The 16,818-nt window shown below is 56.0% G+C and carries 17 protein-coding genes; 12 read left to right on the top strand and 5 right to left on the bottom strand.

Annotated features, from left to right (window positions below):
• Positions 1-147: 147 nt before the first annotated feature.
• Both ACQYWX_RS15310 and ACQYWX_RS15305 read right to left on the bottom strand, forming a co-directional pair.
• Positions 148-543, bottom strand: a complete 396-nt coding sequence (locus tag ACQYWX_RS15310; protein WP_279508304.1) for a CesT family type III secretion system chaperone — start codon at positions 541-543, stop codon at positions 148-150.
• A 96-nt stretch (positions 544-639) separates the two neighbouring features.
• Positions 640-3,309 (bottom strand): LuxR C-terminal-related transcriptional regulator, encoded by a 2,670-nt coding sequence (locus ACQYWX_RS15305; protein ID WP_431689446.1) that lies wholly within the window; start codon positions 3,307-3,309, stop codon positions 640-642.
• Positions 3,310-3,683: 374 nt separating this feature from the next.
• Here ACQYWX_RS15305 and ACQYWX_RS15300 point away from each other — a divergent pair, with 374 nt between their 5' ends.
• From ACQYWX_RS15300 to ACQYWX_RS15275, 6 genes are all read left to right on the top strand, one after another.
• Complete coding sequence (locus ACQYWX_RS15300) at positions 3,684-4,247, top strand: hypothetical protein (RefSeq protein WP_431689445.1); 564 nt, start codon at positions 3,684-3,686, stop codon at positions 4,245-4,247.
• 75 nt (positions 4,248-4,322) lie between these two features.
• Positions 4,323-4,886, top strand: coding sequence for a hypothetical protein (locus tag ACQYWX_RS15295; RefSeq protein ID WP_431689444.1), 564 nt, complete (start codon positions 4,323-4,325; stop codon positions 4,884-4,886).
• Positions 4,887-4,999: 113 nt separating this feature from the next.
• A complete protein-coding gene (locus ACQYWX_RS15290; protein WP_431689443.1) occupies positions 5,000-5,302 on the top strand; it encodes a hypothetical protein in 303 nt (100 codons plus the stop codon).
• Between the two features lie 19 nt (positions 5,303-5,321).
• Entirely contained in the window at positions 5,322-5,867 is a 546-nt protein-coding gene (locus ACQYWX_RS15285) for a SycD/LcrH family type III secretion system chaperone (protein ID WP_431689442.1), read from the top strand.
• Positions 5,864-6,991, top strand: coding sequence for a type III secretion system translocon subunit SctE (sctE, locus tag ACQYWX_RS15280; RefSeq protein WP_431689441.1), 1,128 nt, complete (start codon positions 5,864-5,866; stop codon positions 6,989-6,991). The genes ACQYWX_RS15285 and sctE overlap by 4 nt, the downstream gene beginning before the upstream one ends.
• A 70-nt stretch (positions 6,992-7,061) precedes the next feature.
• Positions 7,062-8,219 carry a hypothetical protein gene (locus tag ACQYWX_RS15275; protein WP_431689440.1) on the top strand — a complete coding sequence of 386 codons (1,158 nt, stop codon included), beginning with the start codon at positions 7,062-7,064 and terminating at the stop codon, positions 8,217-8,219.
• A gap of 120 nt (positions 8,220-8,339) precedes the next feature.
• Here ACQYWX_RS15275 and ACQYWX_RS15270 read toward each other — a convergent pair whose 3' ends face one another.
• Together ACQYWX_RS15270 and ACQYWX_RS15265 are read right to left on the bottom strand one after the other, a co-directional pair.
• Positions 8,340-9,542: a TCR/Tet family MFS transporter gene (locus tag ACQYWX_RS15270; protein ID WP_431689439.1), complete on the bottom strand. Its 1,203-nt coding sequence runs from the start codon at positions 9,540-9,542 to the stop codon at positions 8,340-8,342.
• A gap of 299 nt (positions 9,543-9,841) precedes the next feature.
• Entirely contained in the window at positions 9,842-10,417 is a 576-nt protein-coding gene (locus ACQYWX_RS15265; RefSeq protein ID WP_431689438.1) for a hypothetical protein, read from the bottom strand.
• A 376-nt stretch (positions 10,418-10,793) separates the two neighbouring features.
• Between ACQYWX_RS15265 and sctW the strand changes: the two genes are divergently transcribed.
• Genes sctW through sctV form a run of 5 tightly spaced genes read left to right on the top strand, consistent with a single transcriptional unit; the run spans position 10,794 to position 15,234 of the window.
• The gene (gene sctW, locus ACQYWX_RS15260; protein WP_431689437.1) at positions 10,794-11,927 is read left to right on the top strand and encodes a type III secretion system gatekeeper subunit SctW; all 1,134 of its coding nucleotides are present in this window, start codon (positions 10,794-10,796) and stop codon (positions 11,925-11,927) included.
• 49 nt (positions 11,928-11,976) lie between these two features.
• Positions 11,977-12,354, top strand: a complete 378-nt coding sequence (locus ACQYWX_RS15255; protein ID WP_431689436.1) for a YopN chaperone SycN-like protein — start codon at positions 11,977-11,979, stop codon at positions 12,352-12,354.
• 11 nt (positions 12,355-12,365) lie between these two features.
• A complete protein-coding gene (locus tag ACQYWX_RS15250) occupies positions 12,366-12,767 on the top strand; it encodes a hypothetical protein (protein WP_431689435.1) in 402 nt (133 codons plus the stop codon).
• Positions 12,764-13,147: a tetratricopeptide repeat protein gene (locus ACQYWX_RS15245; RefSeq protein ID WP_431689434.1), complete on the top strand. Its 384-nt coding sequence runs from the start codon at positions 12,764-12,766 to the stop codon at positions 13,145-13,147. The genes ACQYWX_RS15250 and ACQYWX_RS15245 overlap by 4 nt, the downstream gene beginning before the upstream one ends.
• Complete coding sequence (gene sctV / locus ACQYWX_RS15240) at positions 13,144-15,234, top strand: type III secretion system export apparatus subunit SctV (protein WP_216739901.1); 2,091 nt, start codon at positions 13,144-13,146, stop codon at positions 15,232-15,234. The genes ACQYWX_RS15245 and sctV overlap by 4 nt, the downstream gene beginning before the upstream one ends.
• A gap of 112 nt (positions 15,235-15,346) precedes the next feature.
• Here sctV and ACQYWX_RS15235 read toward each other — a convergent pair whose 3' ends face one another.
• A complete protein-coding gene (locus tag ACQYWX_RS15235) occupies positions 15,347-15,748 on the bottom strand; it encodes a cupin domain-containing protein (RefSeq protein ID WP_127970494.1) in 402 nt (133 codons plus the stop codon).
• A gap of 453 nt (positions 15,749-16,201) precedes the next feature.
• Here ACQYWX_RS15235 and ACQYWX_RS15230 point away from each other — a divergent pair, with 453 nt between their 5' ends.
• Complete coding sequence (locus ACQYWX_RS15230; RefSeq protein ID WP_431689433.1) at positions 16,202-16,816, top strand: hypothetical protein; 615 nt, start codon at positions 16,202-16,204, stop codon at positions 16,814-16,816.
• Positions 16,817-16,818 lie beyond the last annotated feature (2 nt).

Genomic DNA, 16,818 nt, shown 5'->3' with positions numbered 1-16,818 from the left:
GCTAAACTTTCAGATGCTGAATCTTCGGTATGAGCATTAAGGGAAATCCTGAGCTCATAATTATTGGTCCAGGGTGAGTTGCTGAGACCAAGACTCTTACTACTGAATTCCGTTATAGCACAGCTCTCGTCATCGCACCCATACTCATCAACTCCCCAGTATCTCCCCATAAGCTTCTGCCTGATTGGCGAGGGTTTCCATGGCGGTTTCGAAGTCGTGTAGCTGGCAGTCGTCCAGGGGGAGTGTCTGGAACAGGATGACGCGGTTTTGTTCGTCCAGTGCGACTACGCTGGAGGTTTGCAGGCTGTCCAGTAGCGACTGTTGCATCAGGTGTTTGCCGGTTTGGGAGTGGTCCGGGCCTGCTCCCGGCAGTTCTTCCAGATCAATTTGCAGATAGATGCGCCCGCTTTGGGAAAAGCAGCGCACCGCCAGATTATCGATATACACCACATAATGCAGATTGGCGTCCGGCCGGATCATGGCGATCTGGTGGCGCTGACAGAAGCGGAATAACAGGCTTTCGAACTGATTGTAGGTGTGCATGGGCGTCTCCTTGAATTTAAGACGTAAGTATCCTGCTCCAGACGCCTTGAGGCGTCGGAGGTTGTTCAGATTTGGTTCTGTTTTTCCCGGAAGGCGTCAGGCGATAGCGACGTTGTATTTATTGATCGCCGCGACCCGATTGGCGGCGCCGAGCTTCCGGTAAATGTTGTGGACGTGAATTTTGATTGTGCCCAGAGAGCGGCACAGGGCGTCGGCGATTTCGGGGTTGGACATGCCGGTCACCAGCAGATCCAGCACTTGCTTCTCGCGTTTGCTCAGTGCGGCGAGATTGGCGCTGTCATCGTCATCCAGCGCGATATCCTGGCCATAATGCTCGATCAACTTGCCGACATAGGCGGGATAACGCCCTTGCTGTTTGGCCGCCGCCAACAGGCATTTCATTTCCGGCGCGTCTTTTCTCATCAGGGAATGCACGCTGCTGGTCATGCGACCGACATGCAACGCATCGTGAAACACCTGCTGCGCTTTTTCCTCTCGCCCCAGCTTTTGCAGCGCCAACGCCTCGATCGCCAGCGCCCGCGTCAACAACAGACCGCAACGACCTTGCTCCGCCCAAACTTTCACCTGACGCGCTGGGTCCAGACTTTCTTCGGGACGGTTCAGAGCGAACAGAATCTCGCTCAGTATTAATTGCTCGTGCTGGCTGGCGAAACAGGCTTGGTCATAGCGCCCCCCCCAGGCTTGCAACAGGTGCAGCGCCTCGCTCTTGCCGCCTTGCGCCAGCAGTCTTTGCGCCTTGAGCGCAGGCAACGAAAACAGCGTCCGCCGCACAGGATCGGGTATTGAGTGATGCAGCACTTCCGCTTCCTGCAACGCTTCTCCCGCGTCATCCCAGCGGGCCTCACGGATCGCCAGCAACGCCTGCGCCGCCGCCAGATTGAAGCGCAGCTCCGCCGGCGCGCATAGGCCGTGCAACACAGATGCGTCTTGCAATCCTTGCGTCACTTCGTCCGCCGAGGCGTTTTCCAGCAGGCCGAACAAGGTCGATGCGCTGGTCCAGGCGAACCCGTGCGGCAGGTCGCACCCTGGCGCGACGCGCTCCCGCAGCGAGGCCAGTCCACTGCGCCACAGGTCCGTTTCTCCGATCAGATAATGCAACCAACCCAACACCGGGATCACCTGAATCAACATCCCCGGATTATCCGCCAACGCCGCGTCCATAACCTGCGTAAGCTGCCGCCTGGCCTCATGCAAACGCCCCTGATGCAGTGCATGCAGCCCCTGGTGATAGCGCGTCACTGGACAAGTCGGCTCAAGCTCAGCAACAGGGAGAGCCTGACGGGGGACGTACAGCGCTTGAGTGGACGCGATCAATGCGGACGTCTCCTGCAATTGCCGCGCTCTGGATGCCGCGTCATACACCGCGTCGGGGTGCTCCAGTTCCTGATCTGACGCCAATAGCGTCTGCGCCTGTTTGAAGTGTTTAAGGGCTGACGCAGGGGCCGACTCAAACAACGCCTTTCGCCCCAGCAACATCTGCAAAAGCGGACGTTGCTCGACGATATGGGTCGGAATGGCCGCTAGCCACTGGGCTACCTGCGTCCAGCATCCAGCGCTGACAAGGGAGGGATACAGCTTTTCCAGCATATGCACGGCGGCCCGCCAATAACCGTTATCAATACACAGGGTGACCGCCGCCATGCCCTGGTTATTGGCCAAACGCCATCTAAACGCCTTGTCGAACAGAGAGGAGGCTTCCGCTGTGTTTGACGCCGTTCTGTTCGATAAAGCGTTATCTTGGCGCAAATGCTCCCGCAAAGGGCGACGCAGACGATACTCGCCGTTTGAATGCGCCACTTTGACGATCAGGCCAGTGTGATGAATCATCGCCTGAATCAAGGCGGGCGATTCGCCGGGCAGCAGACACTGACTCAGCAGATCCCGATTGAACTCACTAATCGGCGCCAGCTCTCGTAAGCGCATCGCCATGTCCTTTTGCATTAGCTGCAACGGCTGCATCACCTGCTCTTCCATGTAGCGATGAAAATCAGGCAGCGCGTTGAGTTCATCTTTGGCGGCGAACGGCGTGGTTCTGTTAGCCATACGGTTCGCCATGGCGCAGAAGAAGATCGGCCAGCCATCGGTTTGTCGCCACAGTTCACTGAGCTGCGTCTGCATGCCGGGAGAACCGGGAACGGCATAACGCCCCAGACAACCTTCCGCCTGCAACGCCCGCAGATATTGTTTGCCTTCCTCCAGCGTAAACGCCAGTTCGTCGGCGTTAAGGTGATGAATCCGATTCCAGGACGTGGACGCGAACAACGCAGGAGCAAGCGGATTTCTGGATATCAGACATAAGCGGTGCGGAGCCGGCAGGTCGCGCACCAGACAGGAAAGCAAAGCGATGGCCTCGGGGGCGTCCAGTAAATGCAGATTATCCAGCACCAGCGTCAATGAGGCGTCAGTCCGACGGGCGGCGGTCTCCAGTTCAGCGATAAATAGGCTGCTCCAACGCGCGACGCCGCCCGGCTCATTCAACAGGCCCAGCTCTTCCCTGCAGCCCAGAAAACCATAACCGGCGTTGGCGAAAGCGGCCAACAGTCCGCCGCCCAGGCGCAAGAGGCGATTATCGCTGCGCTCCACCGTGAACCAGATAACGCGGCTTTTCTGCGGAGCGGCCCAATCCTGCATCAGGGTGGTTTTACCAAACCCGGCGGGCGCCGTCAGACAATGAATCTGCGCCTGTCTGGCCGCATCCAGCTTCCGCGTCAAACGGCTGCGGGAAATAACGATCTGTGATGCCAAAGGGAAGGAAAACTTTCCCTTCAAAAACTGCCCTGTGTCCATGTCGTTTACCTGTGTCGTTATCTGTTCGTCTTGTTATCGGCCATCGTTGCGTGGCGCGTTTTCAGACCGCTGCTCAGCGGCCATTTATCTCATTTACGCCGTCGCTTCAGAAAAAGTTACAGGGCCTCGCGAAAATTTTTCTGCGGCAAAATCAGCCGGTCGATATATGTCTCCCTGCCCCCGGTTTCAAAAATACTGGCCCTGTCGGCGGGTCAGACTGCGGCGGCGACGTCCTGTGCGTCCTATATCAGTCACCCCGCCATTCAGCTAACTGGTCAGGCGAACCGCGCATTACCCGGCGACTCGCCGCTTACTTTGAAAGAGGAAACGCAATGGAAAATATCGGCGGAATTTCCTCCCTGGGGGGAGATAAATTTCAAATCAACAATCAGGTGATGAGCCTGGCGGAGCTCATCATGTTTCTGGAGATCGAGCGCGCCAATAACCTGGAACTGCAACTGGCTGATGAGCTGCAAAGCATGGCGGCGCTGAACAATCTGCTCAAAGAAGCCAATGCCATGCTGTCCATCGCCAGAACGGAAAAAGGCAAGCTGGAAGGCAAAGGCGCCAGCCCCATGCCGCCGGAAATGATCGACTTCTTCGAAGAGCACGACATCCAGCAAGGGCTCAGCAAGAACGATGAACGCATCAAAGGCACAGCCCCCAGCGGCCAGCGCCTGGACGACGAAGGCTATGACTTCATTCAAAGCAGCGATGAATGGGAAACCTCCATCGAAAACCTGAAGGCCTTTATCGACGGCCTCAACAGTCGCAGCCAGTTGGAGATGATCCGCATCAGCTCATTGATGAAGAAACGGGATGAGTCGCTGACGCTGCCTTCCAACACCAACAGCAACATCCACCAGACCAACCAGGGCATCCTCGGCAAGATCTAAACCCTTGCCCTGTGAGCACAGCGCCCCGCCCGATCGCCGGGAGGGGCTAATGACAAATTCAAAAGAGGAAACACCATGGAAAATATCGGCGGCATTGCTTCCCTTGGCGGAGACAAATTTCAAATCAACGGACAGGTTATGAGCCTGGCGGAACTGATCATGTTTCTGGAGATCGAACGCGCCAATAACCTGGAGCAACAACTGGCGGACGAGCTGCAAAGCATGGCCGCGCTGAACAACCTGCTCAAGCAGGCCAACGCGATGCTATCCATCGCCCGCACCGAGAAAGGCAAGCTGGAGGGCGAAGGCCATAGCACCATGCCCCCGGAAATGATCGATTTCTTCGAGAAGAATGACATCCAGCAGGGTCTCAGCAAGTACGACAAGGAGCACAAAGGCGTGCCTCACAGCGGCTTGTATCTGGACAGCGACGGCTACGATTTCTGTCAGAACAGCGATGAGTGGGAAACCTCCATCGAGAACCTGAAGGCCTTTATCGATGGCCTCAACAGCCGCAGTCAGTTGGAGATGATCCGCATCAGCTCATTGATGAAGAAAAGGGATGAGTCCCTGACGCTGCCGTCCAACACCAACAGCAATATCCACCAGACCAATCAGGGCATCCTCGGCAAGATCTAGGGATCTCTCTGTTGTCAGGCCCGGTCCCGGATCGGGCTTGCCTGGTCATTGAGGATTGTATGCCTGAGAGACTGCATACCTGAAAGACTTAATAAACGAAAACAGGAGGAACCATGTCCACCGCGACGGAAAATCTCTCTTACCAACTTATTTACGAGATGGAGCGGCTGCACGCGTCGGTAACCGCCTCGTTCGCCGACACCGACGCGCTGATGGTGAAATGGGGCGTGAACCGGGACACCCTGGCGCCCTTGATCGAGCGCAGCAAGCGCCAATTGTCCGAAGCCGAACGTGTGGAACTCGCACGCCGGGAGCAGGATTGGCGCGACCGCTTCGAGCGATCCGACGACTCCGCCCCACCCCCGCCCAGTCTTAAACGGGCGCGCATTCAACTGGGGTTGATCAACCGCATCTGACATCACAAGGAGACTCATTGTGACGCAACCCGACACACTCACTGACGCCGACATCCCCGCCTTGCTGGAGCAGATTCTGCAAGGCGGCGGGGCTCTGGCGATCGCCCGCGGCATCACCCAGGCGGAGATTGAGGCGATCTATACCATCAGCTACAACCTTTACCAACAACGCAAGTTCGAGCCGTCGGAAAAGACCTTCGCTTTTCTGTGCCTCTACAGTCACCTGGACGTGCGCTTCTGGACCGGACTGGGCGCCTGCCGCGAGTCTCTGGGCAAGTATGCGGAGGCGATTGAAGCCTACTCCTACTCCGCCCTGCTCCAGCACGACAATCCGATGCCGCCGCTGCAGGCCGCCAAGTGCTATCTGGCGCTCAACAATCGGCGGCAGGCCCGCAACGGCCTCACCGCGGCGCTGCACTGGTCTAAGGGCCGCCCCCAGCATCAGGCGACGTACAACAAGGCGCAGGAGCTGCTGGGCGCGATCGATAATAAAACGCCCTCTCAGTCCAGCTCTCAAACCACTCATCCATCCAGCACTCAAAACCATCAAGGAGAGACCCTATGAGCACGATAGGCGCATTGCCGACAGACGTCCTGAACGCCGATCTGGCGGAGCTGTTTCTGGCCAGTCAGGACACCCATAACGCCACGCGGACGTCTCGCGCGGCTGATTCCTTCACCCAATTACCAGCGGTTAACGCCGACAACAGCAGCAGCGCGCCGTCCCTGGTGGCGCTGACGCCCCCCAACAACACCGTCGATCTGTTGCTGGCCATGCAAAGTCTGCAGGTGAAACTGGACGAGGAAGGCGTCAAAAGCGGTAAAGAAGACGCCAAGTTTCTCGCCCAGGAAAACGAGGCGCGCCACAAGGAAGTGATGGAAGCCCTGCAGAAATCCATCAACGAGATGGAAAAGGCCAAGAAGTCCGGCATGTTCGCCAAAGTATTCGGCTGGATCGCCGCGGCCGCCACCCTGATCGCCGGCGCAGCGATGATCGCTACCGGCGCTGGAGCCATCGCCGGCGGCGTCATGATGGCGTTGGCGGTGGATCAAATGGTCGGCATGGCCACCGGCAAAAGCGCAGTATCCGAACTGACCAACGCCATCGCCAAAGGCCTGGCCAACGTCATGGGAGAACCGGCTAACGCCATCGTCGCCTCGGTGATTGTGGCCGCCGTATTGATCATCGGCACGGCGGGAGCGGGCATGTACGCCTCCGCTGGCGCCTCCGCAGGCAAAGCCGCCTCGGTCGCCTCTAACTCCAGCAAAACGGCCACCACCGCCGCTTCCACAGGCAAGACCGCTGGCGCGGCCACCCAAGCGGGTTCGACCGCTTCGTCCTCCAGTCAGGCGACAATGAACAGCCTCAGTAAGCTGGCGCAGTCCCTCAGGGAATGGCCGCTGATGCATCAGGCCCGCAACATGTCTCTGTTCGTATCCAGTGGCGCGCAAGTGGGCGGCGGCGCGGCGGGCGTCGATGCGGCCGTACACACGAAAGAGGCGAATGACGCCAAAGCCGAGGAAGCCCTGGTGCGCAAGGTGATCATGCAGAATCAGGCCGGCATCGAGCAGGCGATTGAGCATATCAAGAGTCTGACTTCAAACAGCGAAAGCACCCTGAGTCAGATGGTCAATTACATCAATCAGGAACAGCAGACCAATCAGGCGTTGATCAGGGATATGGCCTGAGGCCAGCCCCCAGGCTCGACAGCCTGTCAGCGCACAAACTGTCCTTACCTATAACGATTGAGGAAATACCATGAACATCACCAATAGTCTGGAGCCCAACGAACTGGCTCTGGCGTCCCTGTATTCGGCGCAAAGCGCGCCCACATCGGCTACCCGCTCAGCGCAAACGCCCGCCCTCACGGCGTCAAGACAGCCTGGCACGGAGACGCCCTTCCCGCCTGCGACAAGACTGCTGGACGAACCGTCCACCTTCGAATCAGAGTTTGACGCTGGCGCCCTCAGTTTTAAGCTGAACGGCACCAACCACGGCGCTGACACCTTCAAAATCATGGAGGCGATCCATAAGATTTTTATCGAAATGCGCCGTCAGGCCGCCGAGTCCAGACAGGACGCCTATCTGTCCCAGTGGACCGCCCTGGAAGCGAAAGCGGAAGAGATCAAAAGCGCCGCCAAGAAAGACCTGGCCGCGTCGGTGGTGAACAGCTCCATGGCCATGGTGGGCGGCGCTCTTGGCATGTACGGCGGAGCCAGAGCGATCAGTCAGACCAACAAGGCTATGAAACTGGACATCGCCAAGCCCAAGCTGGACGCTCCGGCGCCATCAAAAACGCTGGAACTGGAGATGCCTACGCCTGTGGTTAAACCGCCCACTCCGGGCAATACAGGCCCCTCCGCGACGACCGCCAGCAAAGGCAATGCCGGACAAACGCCTCCTACCGCCAACGCCGCTCCGGGGTCCAAAACGCCAGCCAGCGGCTCTACTCAAAGCAGTCAGAGCAAGCCTGCCGTGAACGCGGAGACGCCCAACAAACCCACAACTCATGCGGATGCGGAGAAAGCCCCGGACGCCGGTAACGCCAACAAACCCCAAAAGGCGGAGGACAAGCCCAAAGAGCACGCCGACGGGCCTGATACGCCGACAAAATCTGCAGAAGTGAAACACCAGGAGTTGATGTCCGACGCGCAAAACTACAGCAGCATCGGTATGGTTGTCGGCCAGTTCTTTACCGGCTTTGGCGGCCTGATCGCCGCGCCGTTGAGCTACTCCGCAGAACTGGATCGGGCGGAGAAAGAGCAACAGGACGCGCAAGCCACCAAAGCCCAGGCGGATGTGGAAAGCGAAGTGGAGTTCGTACGCTCCGCCAGCGAAGGAGCCAAAGCCATCCAGGACTTCCTGGATCAATTCATTACCTCCCGCGCCCAGGTCAACAGCAAAATCATGGCCTGATAAAGCGCTCGCCTTTTGTTGTCCCACGTTGATTAGCCATGACTTAGCCGGCGGCCTGTTGCGCCGGCTTTTTTTCTTTTCGAGCAGTCGATTGCAATACTCATCTTTGATGCGCGTGATTCAGACTCGCGCCCTCTGAGAACCCCGCGTGGACAGAATCACCACCGGGAAAGCCATCGCGTAGATGGTCATCACCAACAGCCAGATAGCGCCGGGCCAGGCATCCCGCATCACAAAGTAAAAGCTGGAGAAAACCAATGGAGCGATCACGGACGCCAGGCTCACCACTGAGGCCAGCACGCCTTGCAGCCGCCCTTGGTGATCCGTGTCAACCTGTCGCGTCGCTAAAGCCTGTAGCGCGGGCGTGCCTATGCCGCCCAACGCAAAAAGGGGCATGATGACGAACACCAGCCAGCCCTGCTGGATGAAGGCCATGGCGATAAGCGCCATGCTGGCGCAGGCGATCCCAACGCACACCGCACCGCGCTCGCCGAGCTGCCGACTTGCCGGACCCGGTAAAAAAGCCTGCGCCAACGTCTGGCAGACGCCAAAGGTTCCCAGGGAAAGACCAATTCCCAAGCTGCTCCAATGGAACGCATCCGCGCCCCACATGGCCCAGCAAACGCCGTAGGCCTCGCCCGTCGCGCTGAGCAGAAAAAAGATCAGGACAAGAAGCGGCAGCTCCCGAGTGGAGAACGCCCAAACCAAAGGGCGAACCGGATTCAAATCAGACACGCGAATGGGTTCTCTGCGGGTAGTCTCTCCACCGGGCGCACGCGTTTCCGACAGCATGCATAACGCGAGAACCAGATTGATGGCGTTAAGGCCTGCCGCAGCCAGGAAAGGCAGCCGCACGCCGATGTCGCCCAATACGCCGCCAAGGACGGGTCCGAAAATAAAGCCAGCGCCGAACATGGCGTTGAGCAGACCAAAGCGACGCGCTCGCTGCGCTTCGGCGGAAATATCGGTGATATAGGCGTACGCCACGGAGGTATTGGCGCTGGTAAGACCGGCCATGGCGCGGCCCAGCAACAGCAGCCAGAAGCTGGACGCATACGCCAATATCAGATAGTTGACGACAGCCCCGGCGATGGAAATCAGTAATACCGGACGTCGGCCCAGGCGGTCGCTGAGCGCCCCCAACACCGGGGCGAAGACAAACTGCATCGCAGCGTAAAGCGCCGCCATCACGCCCATGAGAGGCGCGACAGAGTCAGCGCCTGCCACGTCCTGCAACAGCGCGGGCAAAATAGGAAAAACGAGGCCGACGCCCACGGCGTCAAGAGTAATAGCGAGGTAAATAACCAAGAGTGATCTGTGCATGGCGCGTTCCGTTTAGTGCAAGTCGCAACACCGTGGTCGACGGCTTGCTTAGGATTAAACCCGAGGATATCGGGCGACTTATTGGAAACGCTGGCGGACCATGCTTAAGGAAGATGGGCGGCGTATGTGCGACTGCCTGTTTTGCAATCAAGCAGTCGTTTTTCGCGACGGCCAAAGACTACAGGAGCCGGTTTATCTTGGCAATATTGGCAAAAAGCCCGGACTCGGCGCGTCAGGGCCTCTCCGTATTAGCATATATTTCAAACTGCGCACTAAAAATATAATAGAGAAACCCTCTATTATCCCCACTCTTTCTCAAGAACCACATAGGTGAATGCAATCCCGAAATCTGCGGAGGCGACAATTCCAGAATCAACCACTTTGGTAGATATATGGCCCGGGAATTTATTATATAGTTCCATGACCGCCTTATTAAAAGCGATGTCTATACTGGATTTATCGGGCGCATATCCAACGGCCTGTTTGTCATTAAGCGCGCGTATCGATGGGGGCGTTAGATCCAACGCTCTGGCATCGCCAATATGGTTAACACAGTAGGACTTTATTCCATACTGCGACTGTATGCGGATTTCCTGAATGTCAGGGGCGACGCCATGAAATATATGCTTGACCTTGTACTGCTCGACGATAGGCTCATCCACCACTGTTCTTCCTATCACCTTGAAAAGAGGCGATTTCTGCGCCAGATCGACTGCAACAAGCCTGGTTTGACTGATAGAGCCGTTATAAAAACCTTCCACCGCTATGGCTAAGGCCGAGACTTTTACATCGTAAGATTTTGTAAACAAAAACTCCGTTGCAGTCACTTTGGAGGGGGCCAGTTCCACTTCTTTTTCCTGATAGATGATATTCATATAACTTAATCCTTTTTGCTATATAAGGTTGAGCTAAATCGCTCAACGATCAACACCATGAGCAACCACGAATCACGACACTCAATCTCTCCTGCAATTCAAATTTCATGGATAGTTTGTCTTAATATTTAAAGAAGGCGTTCATACTTTAGTACGGCATAGGATGAAAATTATAAATCGTTACATTGCCAACCTTTTCTGCTCTTCATGTCTATTCATTCTTCTCAATATTTCTTCATATCTATGGGAAGACCTCCGTTTAGATCCACCGATCTATTTCTCTTCCTAACTCTGAACGCAACACTAGCAACAACTTAAACGGGCTTGGCGGCGATCCCGCTCCCTGTCGTTTTTCGGTATCACACAGGTTTTGTCTATGTCCAACCTCACAGGCGGCGTTTCATTTCAGACGGACAGGAGCTATCGCACCGACGCATTGAGCGCGTCGGTCGCGGCTGGGAACTGGCGTGGCGAGGGGGTGAGTCTGGCGAGCAATGACAAGTCGCTGTTCGCTTCTGCGGCGGAGGAGATGTCTTTTCTGCGCTCGGAGAAAAAGAGCGAGGACCTTAGCAAACGCAAGATTGGCGAACGGCCTCTACATAAAACCCAGGCGCTGGAAAAGGCGTTGGCCTACGTGGAGAAAGCCAGGGAGCTGGATAAGGAAAAGCAGCTCAAGCCCTTTCTGCATCAGCTGTTAACTCTGAGCGATCCCGCTAAAGCGGAGATGCGTCAGCGCGCTGCGCAACAGTTTGCGGATATTTCCCAACAGTATCTGGCGCTAGTGTTCGTCCGCGATCAGTTGCGACGCAAACGCAAAGCGGGGGACGCCAGCGTGGATACTCTGTTGGCGTCAGTGGAAGCCGCAGTGGATGACATGCTGGAGGAAAACGCCGCCGCCATTCTCGCGGGCGTCAATGTGGCGGAAGTGGCCACCCAGTTCAGCGACCGCCAGCTCGGCGCGCTGAATGAACTGCGCCAACTCTACCGTGACGCCGTGCTGGACTACGGCAGTCTCACCGACACCTTCCGTAAGATCCTGGCCCAGTACGGCGAGGAGCGTTTTTCTGAATCCGTCGCCTACCTGATTTCCGCATTGGGCGCTGACCTCGGATCGGAAGGCCCTTCGCTGCCCAAAGAACGCCTGCGCATGATTATCGAAGATCTCTACGCGCTGCAGGCGCTGGAAGGACTGGACGCAGAGTGTCGGGATTTTCTCGCGCAACTGGAGAGAATCTACCGCTCTCAGGCCCCGCTCAATAAATACACGCTGATGGAGCAACTGCTCGCCCTGCTGGAAAAGAAATGGGTCGGCGTCGAGCAACTGGGCGGCGTACTGAAGGCGTTAAACATTCCGCCCGCCATGACCATCTACTTCTGGCGCGGCTTCAAGGAGCTGTTGCGGGCCATTCCGCTGAAAGCGTACCGCGACCCGTTTGAGCGGGAAAAGCTGCTGACCGTTATCCAGGAGCGTCTGGATCTCAGCATTGAGCAAGAAGCCGAACAACCTTAACGAGGCCCAAAGTGAAAGCCATTTTCCCATTCGCCAAGGAGTCGCGCTCATGATGCAGGACGCCGCCGTTCACCTAACGATTACCGAGTTCCTGCAACAATTGGGATTTGCCGATTTTATCTGGCGCGGCGAGCCGCTGACGCTGGCGTTTGAGCGCTCGGGAACGCTGATGATCGAGCCTCACGAACAGGGTTTGCTACTGGTGCGGCTGCAGGAAATCAGCGACTACGACTGTGCGGATTTGATCCCCAAAGCGTTGCGCGCGGTGCATTACGACCAACCCTTGCCGTTACGGGCGCACACCGGGATGAAAGGCGCTAGTCAACTGGCCTTCATCGTCGCGCTGTCCCGTCAGCAGTTGTCCATCGCCGGTCTCAACGAGTCGCTGGGCGTGCTCGATTACCTTCATCAACAACTGAATCAATAGGCAGGTGATCCATGGATCTGGTGACTTTCACCGAAGGCGTGCAAAGCATTCGCGTTCACGACAACGACGGACAGGACGCCAGTACGACCGCCAACGCCCCTTCACGGCCTTTTGTGCCACGAGGGGAATCCGTCGTCCAGCACACGGAAAAGCTGTTTCTGCGTCATGCGACCAGTCAGGAGATGCTGCGCACCTTGATTGGGCCGTCCGGCGCCACTGGCGTCGACCCTCAGGATTTTGACGACGTGGCCGCGTCCACCCAGTCCGCACTGGCGGCGCTGGAGCAAGAGGCAGAAGCCAGCAGCGATCCCGAATTCCGGCAAACTCTGCAAAGCGCCGTCGCCATTCTCAACGCGCTGTATGAAGACCGGCAATTGCTGCGCAGCAATCTGAGCGCCCTGGAAAAACCATGAGACCAATTCAATCCATCGCCCCGCTTCCACTCGCCAGCGCCACGAGCAGCCTGCAGCCGCAACAGGCGGCCTGGCTACAGGAGGTGACCACCGTGTTTCTGCAATGCCGTCAGTACGCCAAGGCGCAACCGCTGCTGCGGCTGCTGATCAGACTGGCGCCGGACGACCCCGCGCCGCTGCGGCAGATGGCTTATCTGTGCTATCAGCTCGGCCGCTACGAACTGGCGCTGAAATACTGTAAGGCCTGCGAGAAACGATTGCAGGACTCTTCGGAAGCGCGTTTGTCGCTGCTGCGCAGCCATTGCCATCTCAAGCTGGGACAAAGAGAGCCCGCGCTGACTCACTATCTGCAATTTTTAGCCACAAGGACTCCGTCATGACCCTCGCACGCCTGAACCAGACCCTGCAAGTGATCGCCGGGCGCAAAGACATTCTGTTCGCGGCCATGTTGGTGGCGATTATTTTCATGATGATTCTGCCGTTGCCCACCGCTTTGGTGGACATCCTCATCGGCGTCAATATGGGCCTGGCGGTGGTGTTGCTGATGGTGGGGGTGTATCTGCGTTCGCCGCTGGAGTTCGTCGCCTTTCCCTCGGTGCTGCTGATCACCACCCTGTTTCGTCTGTCGTTGTCCATCACCACCACGCGACTGATTCTGCTGCAGGCGGACGCGGGCTCCATCATCGAGGCCTTCGGCGGATTTGTGGTGGGCGGCAATCTGGTGGTGGGGCTGGTTATTTTCCTGATCATCACTGTGGTGCAGTTTCTGGTGATCACCAAGGGCTCAGAGCGCGTGGCGGAGGTCAGCGCCCGTTTCTCTTTGGACGCCATGCCCGGCAAACAAATGAGCATCGACGGCGATATGCGCGCAGGCGTGATCGATGTGGACGAAGCCCGCCACCGCCGTTCTCAGGTACAGAAAGAAAGCCAGTTGTACGGCTCCATGGACGGCGCCATGAAGTTCGTCAAAGGCGACGCCATCGCCGGTTTGATCATCATTGCGGTGAATATCCTCGGCGGTATCGCCATCGGCACGCTGCAAAACGGCATGACCTCCGGCGAGGCGCTGGAGTTATACGCCATTCTCACCATCGGCGACGGACTGGTGGCGCAGATTCCCGCGTTGTTTATCGCCATCACCGCTGGCGTCATCGTCACCCGGGTCACCACGGACGAGTCGGAAAACCTGGGCGCGGACATCGCCAATCAGATCGTCAGCAAACCCCAGGCGATCCTGATCGGCGGCGGCTTGCTGTTCGCCTTCGCGCTGATTCCAGGCTTTCCCACCCTCACCTTTATCGTGCTGGCGTTAACCTTGACGGGCATTGGCGTGTTCACTCTACGACAATCCAAAAACGCCGGCGCGGACAAACATCCGCCTCTATCCGCCATGGCGGCCGCCGGCCAGCCTCCCAGCAAGGCGCAGCTCAACGAAGCGGAAGAGTTTACCTTTACCGTTCCGCTGTTGGTGGACATCGCCGCCGACGCGGAAGACGCCCTGGACCCGAATGCGTTGAATGAGGAAATTCTCAAAATCCGCCGCTCTCTGTATCTCGATCTGGGCGTGCCGTTTCCGGGTATTCATCTGCGCATCAATCACGGTTTGAGCGACGGCCGCTATAAGATTCATCTGCAGGAGACACCAATTGCGGAAGGCTTTATCAAGCCCAGGCAGTTATTGGTGCGCGATCAGAAGGAGCAACTGGATCTGCTGGCCATCGAGCATAACAGCGAAGTGGAACTGCTGCCCGACGCGCCCGCCTATTGGGTGGAGCAACGTCATCAGACCTCACTGGACAAGATGGAAGTCGCCTATCTGACCCCGCCCCGGGTGTTGAGTTATCACCTGTCGATCATCCTGAAAAAGTATGCGCAGGAGTTCATCGGCATTCAGGAAACCCGCTTCCTGCTGGAGAAAATGGAAGGACGCTATGGCGAGCTGGTGAAGGAAGTGCAGCGTCTGCTGCCGATTCAGAAGATCACCGAGATACTGCAGCGTCTGGTGTCCGAGGACATTTCCATCCGCAACCTGCGCAGCATTCTGGAGGCCTTGGCGGAATGGGGTCAAAAAGAGAAGGAAACCGTGCTGCTAACGGAGTACGTACGCAACAGCCTGCGCCGCTATATCAGCTACAAATACAGCAACGGGCAGAATATCCTGCCGGCGTATATGCTGGATCAGTCTCTGGAAGACGCCATTCGCGGCGGCGTGCGCCAGACCTCCTCCGGAGCCTACCTCGCCCTGGAGCCGGACACCACCCGCAAGATCGTGGACATCGCTAAACGCACTGTGGGCGACTTGAATCCCGGCGCGCAAAAAGTCGTGGTGATCACCTCCATGGACGTGCGCCGCTACCTGCGCAAACTACTGGAAAGAGACATGCGCCAACTGCCCATCCTTTCCTACCAGGACCTGACGCCGGAAATCACCATTCAGCCGCTGGGTAGAATCGCGCTGAGCTATTAAGGCAACGGACAGACAATTTCTTTCTGCTGGTCTGATCTGGCCTGACGACAACAGGGTCTGCCTATCTCAGGCCCTGTTCCATATCCCCAGTCGCCATATCAATCATTACCCATCAAGCCGACTGATCCGGCCGATACACCTGAACGCTCTCCTGCTCATTCGGATCATTACGGGACACCAAGGCAATGGCCTCCTCCGTATCACTCAAATTGATCGGCTGATGCGGCACCCCGTCAGGTATAAAAATAAAATCCCCTTCCTTGTTCACCACCGACTTCGACAAATTCTCGCCATACAGGGTCTTAACATTCCCCTTCAACAAATAAATCGCCGTCTCAAACCCATCATGAAAATGCGGCTCCGCCCGCGCCGAAGGCGGAATCACCACAATATTCATCGAAATCCCGGTAGAACCCGCCGTTTTCCCGGAAATTCCCAAATAATTAGGCAACTTCTGAATCGTATCAATCGTCCCCTCCGGCCTCACCGTCACAATATCTTTATCCAGATTCATATTTGCTCTCACTTGTATTGTTGTGTTGAATCCCACCCACGACCTGATGATCAAACAGGTCGGATAAACAAAACGCTGTTCAAAAATAAAACTCAGCTATCCGATAAAAGTACACCAAAAATCCGCAATTCTCCCAACACATTTCCACACTGGGAGCGCAGGCAGCTCGCCCGGAAAAAACTGAAACAATATTTGAACAAAACCTATACTAAGCATCTGCGGTGGACTTTGAAAGGTGTGCTATCTTTAAGTCAGCATCACAATCGTGCTGTAACAAGACAAATTCAAAACGAAAACTTTAGGACTGCTACCTTTTATTTTTGCGCCAGTTAGTTGATGATATCTTCACATCAATATTTAAAGTGAAAAAAAGATCTTCCTATTTATGCTTTATACAGCCCTTAAAAAATCTGAGTACTTATAACGCCAAGAAATTAGTCAAAAGGAGAAAGAATGCACGACTATTCAATTGACAAACACCCAAAGCAAACAGTGCTATTCTCTCTAGCTTTTATTGCTATTACTACCGCACCAATAATTAAAGAGCTTGCAGAAATCATTGTATCATTTCTTAAAGTCAGCACGGGGTGGAGTTCTCCCCCTGTTGTCGCCATTCCAGTATTTGGACTATTCGCAGGGCTTTATTTTTTGTTTGACAAATATCTTTGGAAGATTTCATCGTTAAGAAAATTTCTATTAGTTCCAGACCTAAATGGAAAATGGATTTGTGATGGACATACGAGCTTAAAAAATGCAGAGCCCGTAGACTTCGCTTGGAATGCAAAAATATCAATAACTCAGTCATGGTCAAAAATTCTTATCCACCTTAAGACTGAGCAATCAGAATCCAAAAGCATATCAGCAAGTATATTTCACGAGGCCGGAGTCGGTTATCGACTTCTGTATCAATATAACAACAAACCAAATGCTAACGAATTGGACTTGAGAAATCATTCTGGCTCAGCTGAATTACTATTTTCAGAAGATACTACGTCTGCAACTGGCTCATACTATACTGACAGACATCGTACGACCGTGGGTACAATGACCCTTCACAAGGAGAAGTAGTT

Source organism: Hahella sp. NBU794 (genome assembly GCF_050749805.1).
Taxonomy (GTDB): Bacteria; Pseudomonadota; Gammaproteobacteria; order Pseudomonadales; family Oleiphilaceae; genus Hahella.
This window is presented reverse-complemented; position numbering and strand designations above follow the sequence as displayed.

Coding starts and splice junctions, on each gene's coding strand:
- ACQYWX_RS15310 (WP_279508304.1), bottom strand. CDS start 543: ATGCACACCTACAATCAGTTCGAAAGCCTGTTATTCCGCTTCTGTCAG.
- ACQYWX_RS15300 (WP_431689445.1), top strand. CDS start 3,684: ATGGAAAATATCGGCGGAATTTCCTCCCTGGGGGGAGATAAATTTCAA.
- ACQYWX_RS15295 (WP_431689444.1), top strand. CDS start 4,323: ATGGAAAATATCGGCGGCATTGCTTCCCTTGGCGGAGACAAATTTCAA.
- ACQYWX_RS15290 (WP_431689443.1), top strand. CDS start 5,000: ATGTCCACCGCGACGGAAAATCTCTCTTACCAACTTATTTACGAGATG.
- sctE (WP_431689441.1), top strand. CDS start 5,864: ATGAGCACGATAGGCGCATTGCCGACAGACGTCCTGAACGCCGATCTG.
- ACQYWX_RS15275 (WP_431689440.1), top strand. CDS start 7,062: ATGAACATCACCAATAGTCTGGAGCCCAACGAACTGGCTCTGGCGTCC.
- ACQYWX_RS15270 (WP_431689439.1), bottom strand. CDS start 9,542: ATGCACAGATCACTCTTGGTTATTTACCTCGCTATTACTCTTGACGCC.
- ACQYWX_RS15265 (WP_431689438.1), bottom strand. CDS start 10,417: ATGAATATCATCTATCAGGAAAAAGAAGTGGAACTGGCCCCCTCCAAA.
- sctW (WP_431689437.1), top strand. CDS start 10,794: ATGTCCAACCTCACAGGCGGCGTTTCATTTCAGACGGACAGGAGCTAT.
- ACQYWX_RS15255 (WP_431689436.1), top strand. CDS start 11,977: ATGATGCAGGACGCCGCCGTTCACCTAACGATTACCGAGTTCCTGCAA.
- ACQYWX_RS15250 (WP_431689435.1), top strand. CDS start 12,366: ATGGATCTGGTGACTTTCACCGAAGGCGTGCAAAGCATTCGCGTTCAC.
- ACQYWX_RS15245 (WP_431689434.1), top strand. CDS start 12,764: ATGAGACCAATTCAATCCATCGCCCCGCTTCCACTCGCCAGCGCCACG.
- sctV (WP_216739901.1), top strand. CDS start 13,144: ATGACCCTCGCACGCCTGAACCAGACCCTGCAAGTGATCGCCGGGCGC.
- ACQYWX_RS15235 (WP_127970494.1), bottom strand. CDS start 15,748: ATGAATCTGGATAAAGATATTGTGACGGTGAGGCCGGAGGGGACGATT.
- ACQYWX_RS15230 (WP_431689433.1), top strand. CDS start 16,202: ATGCACGACTATTCAATTGACAAACACCCAAAGCAAACAGTGCTATTC.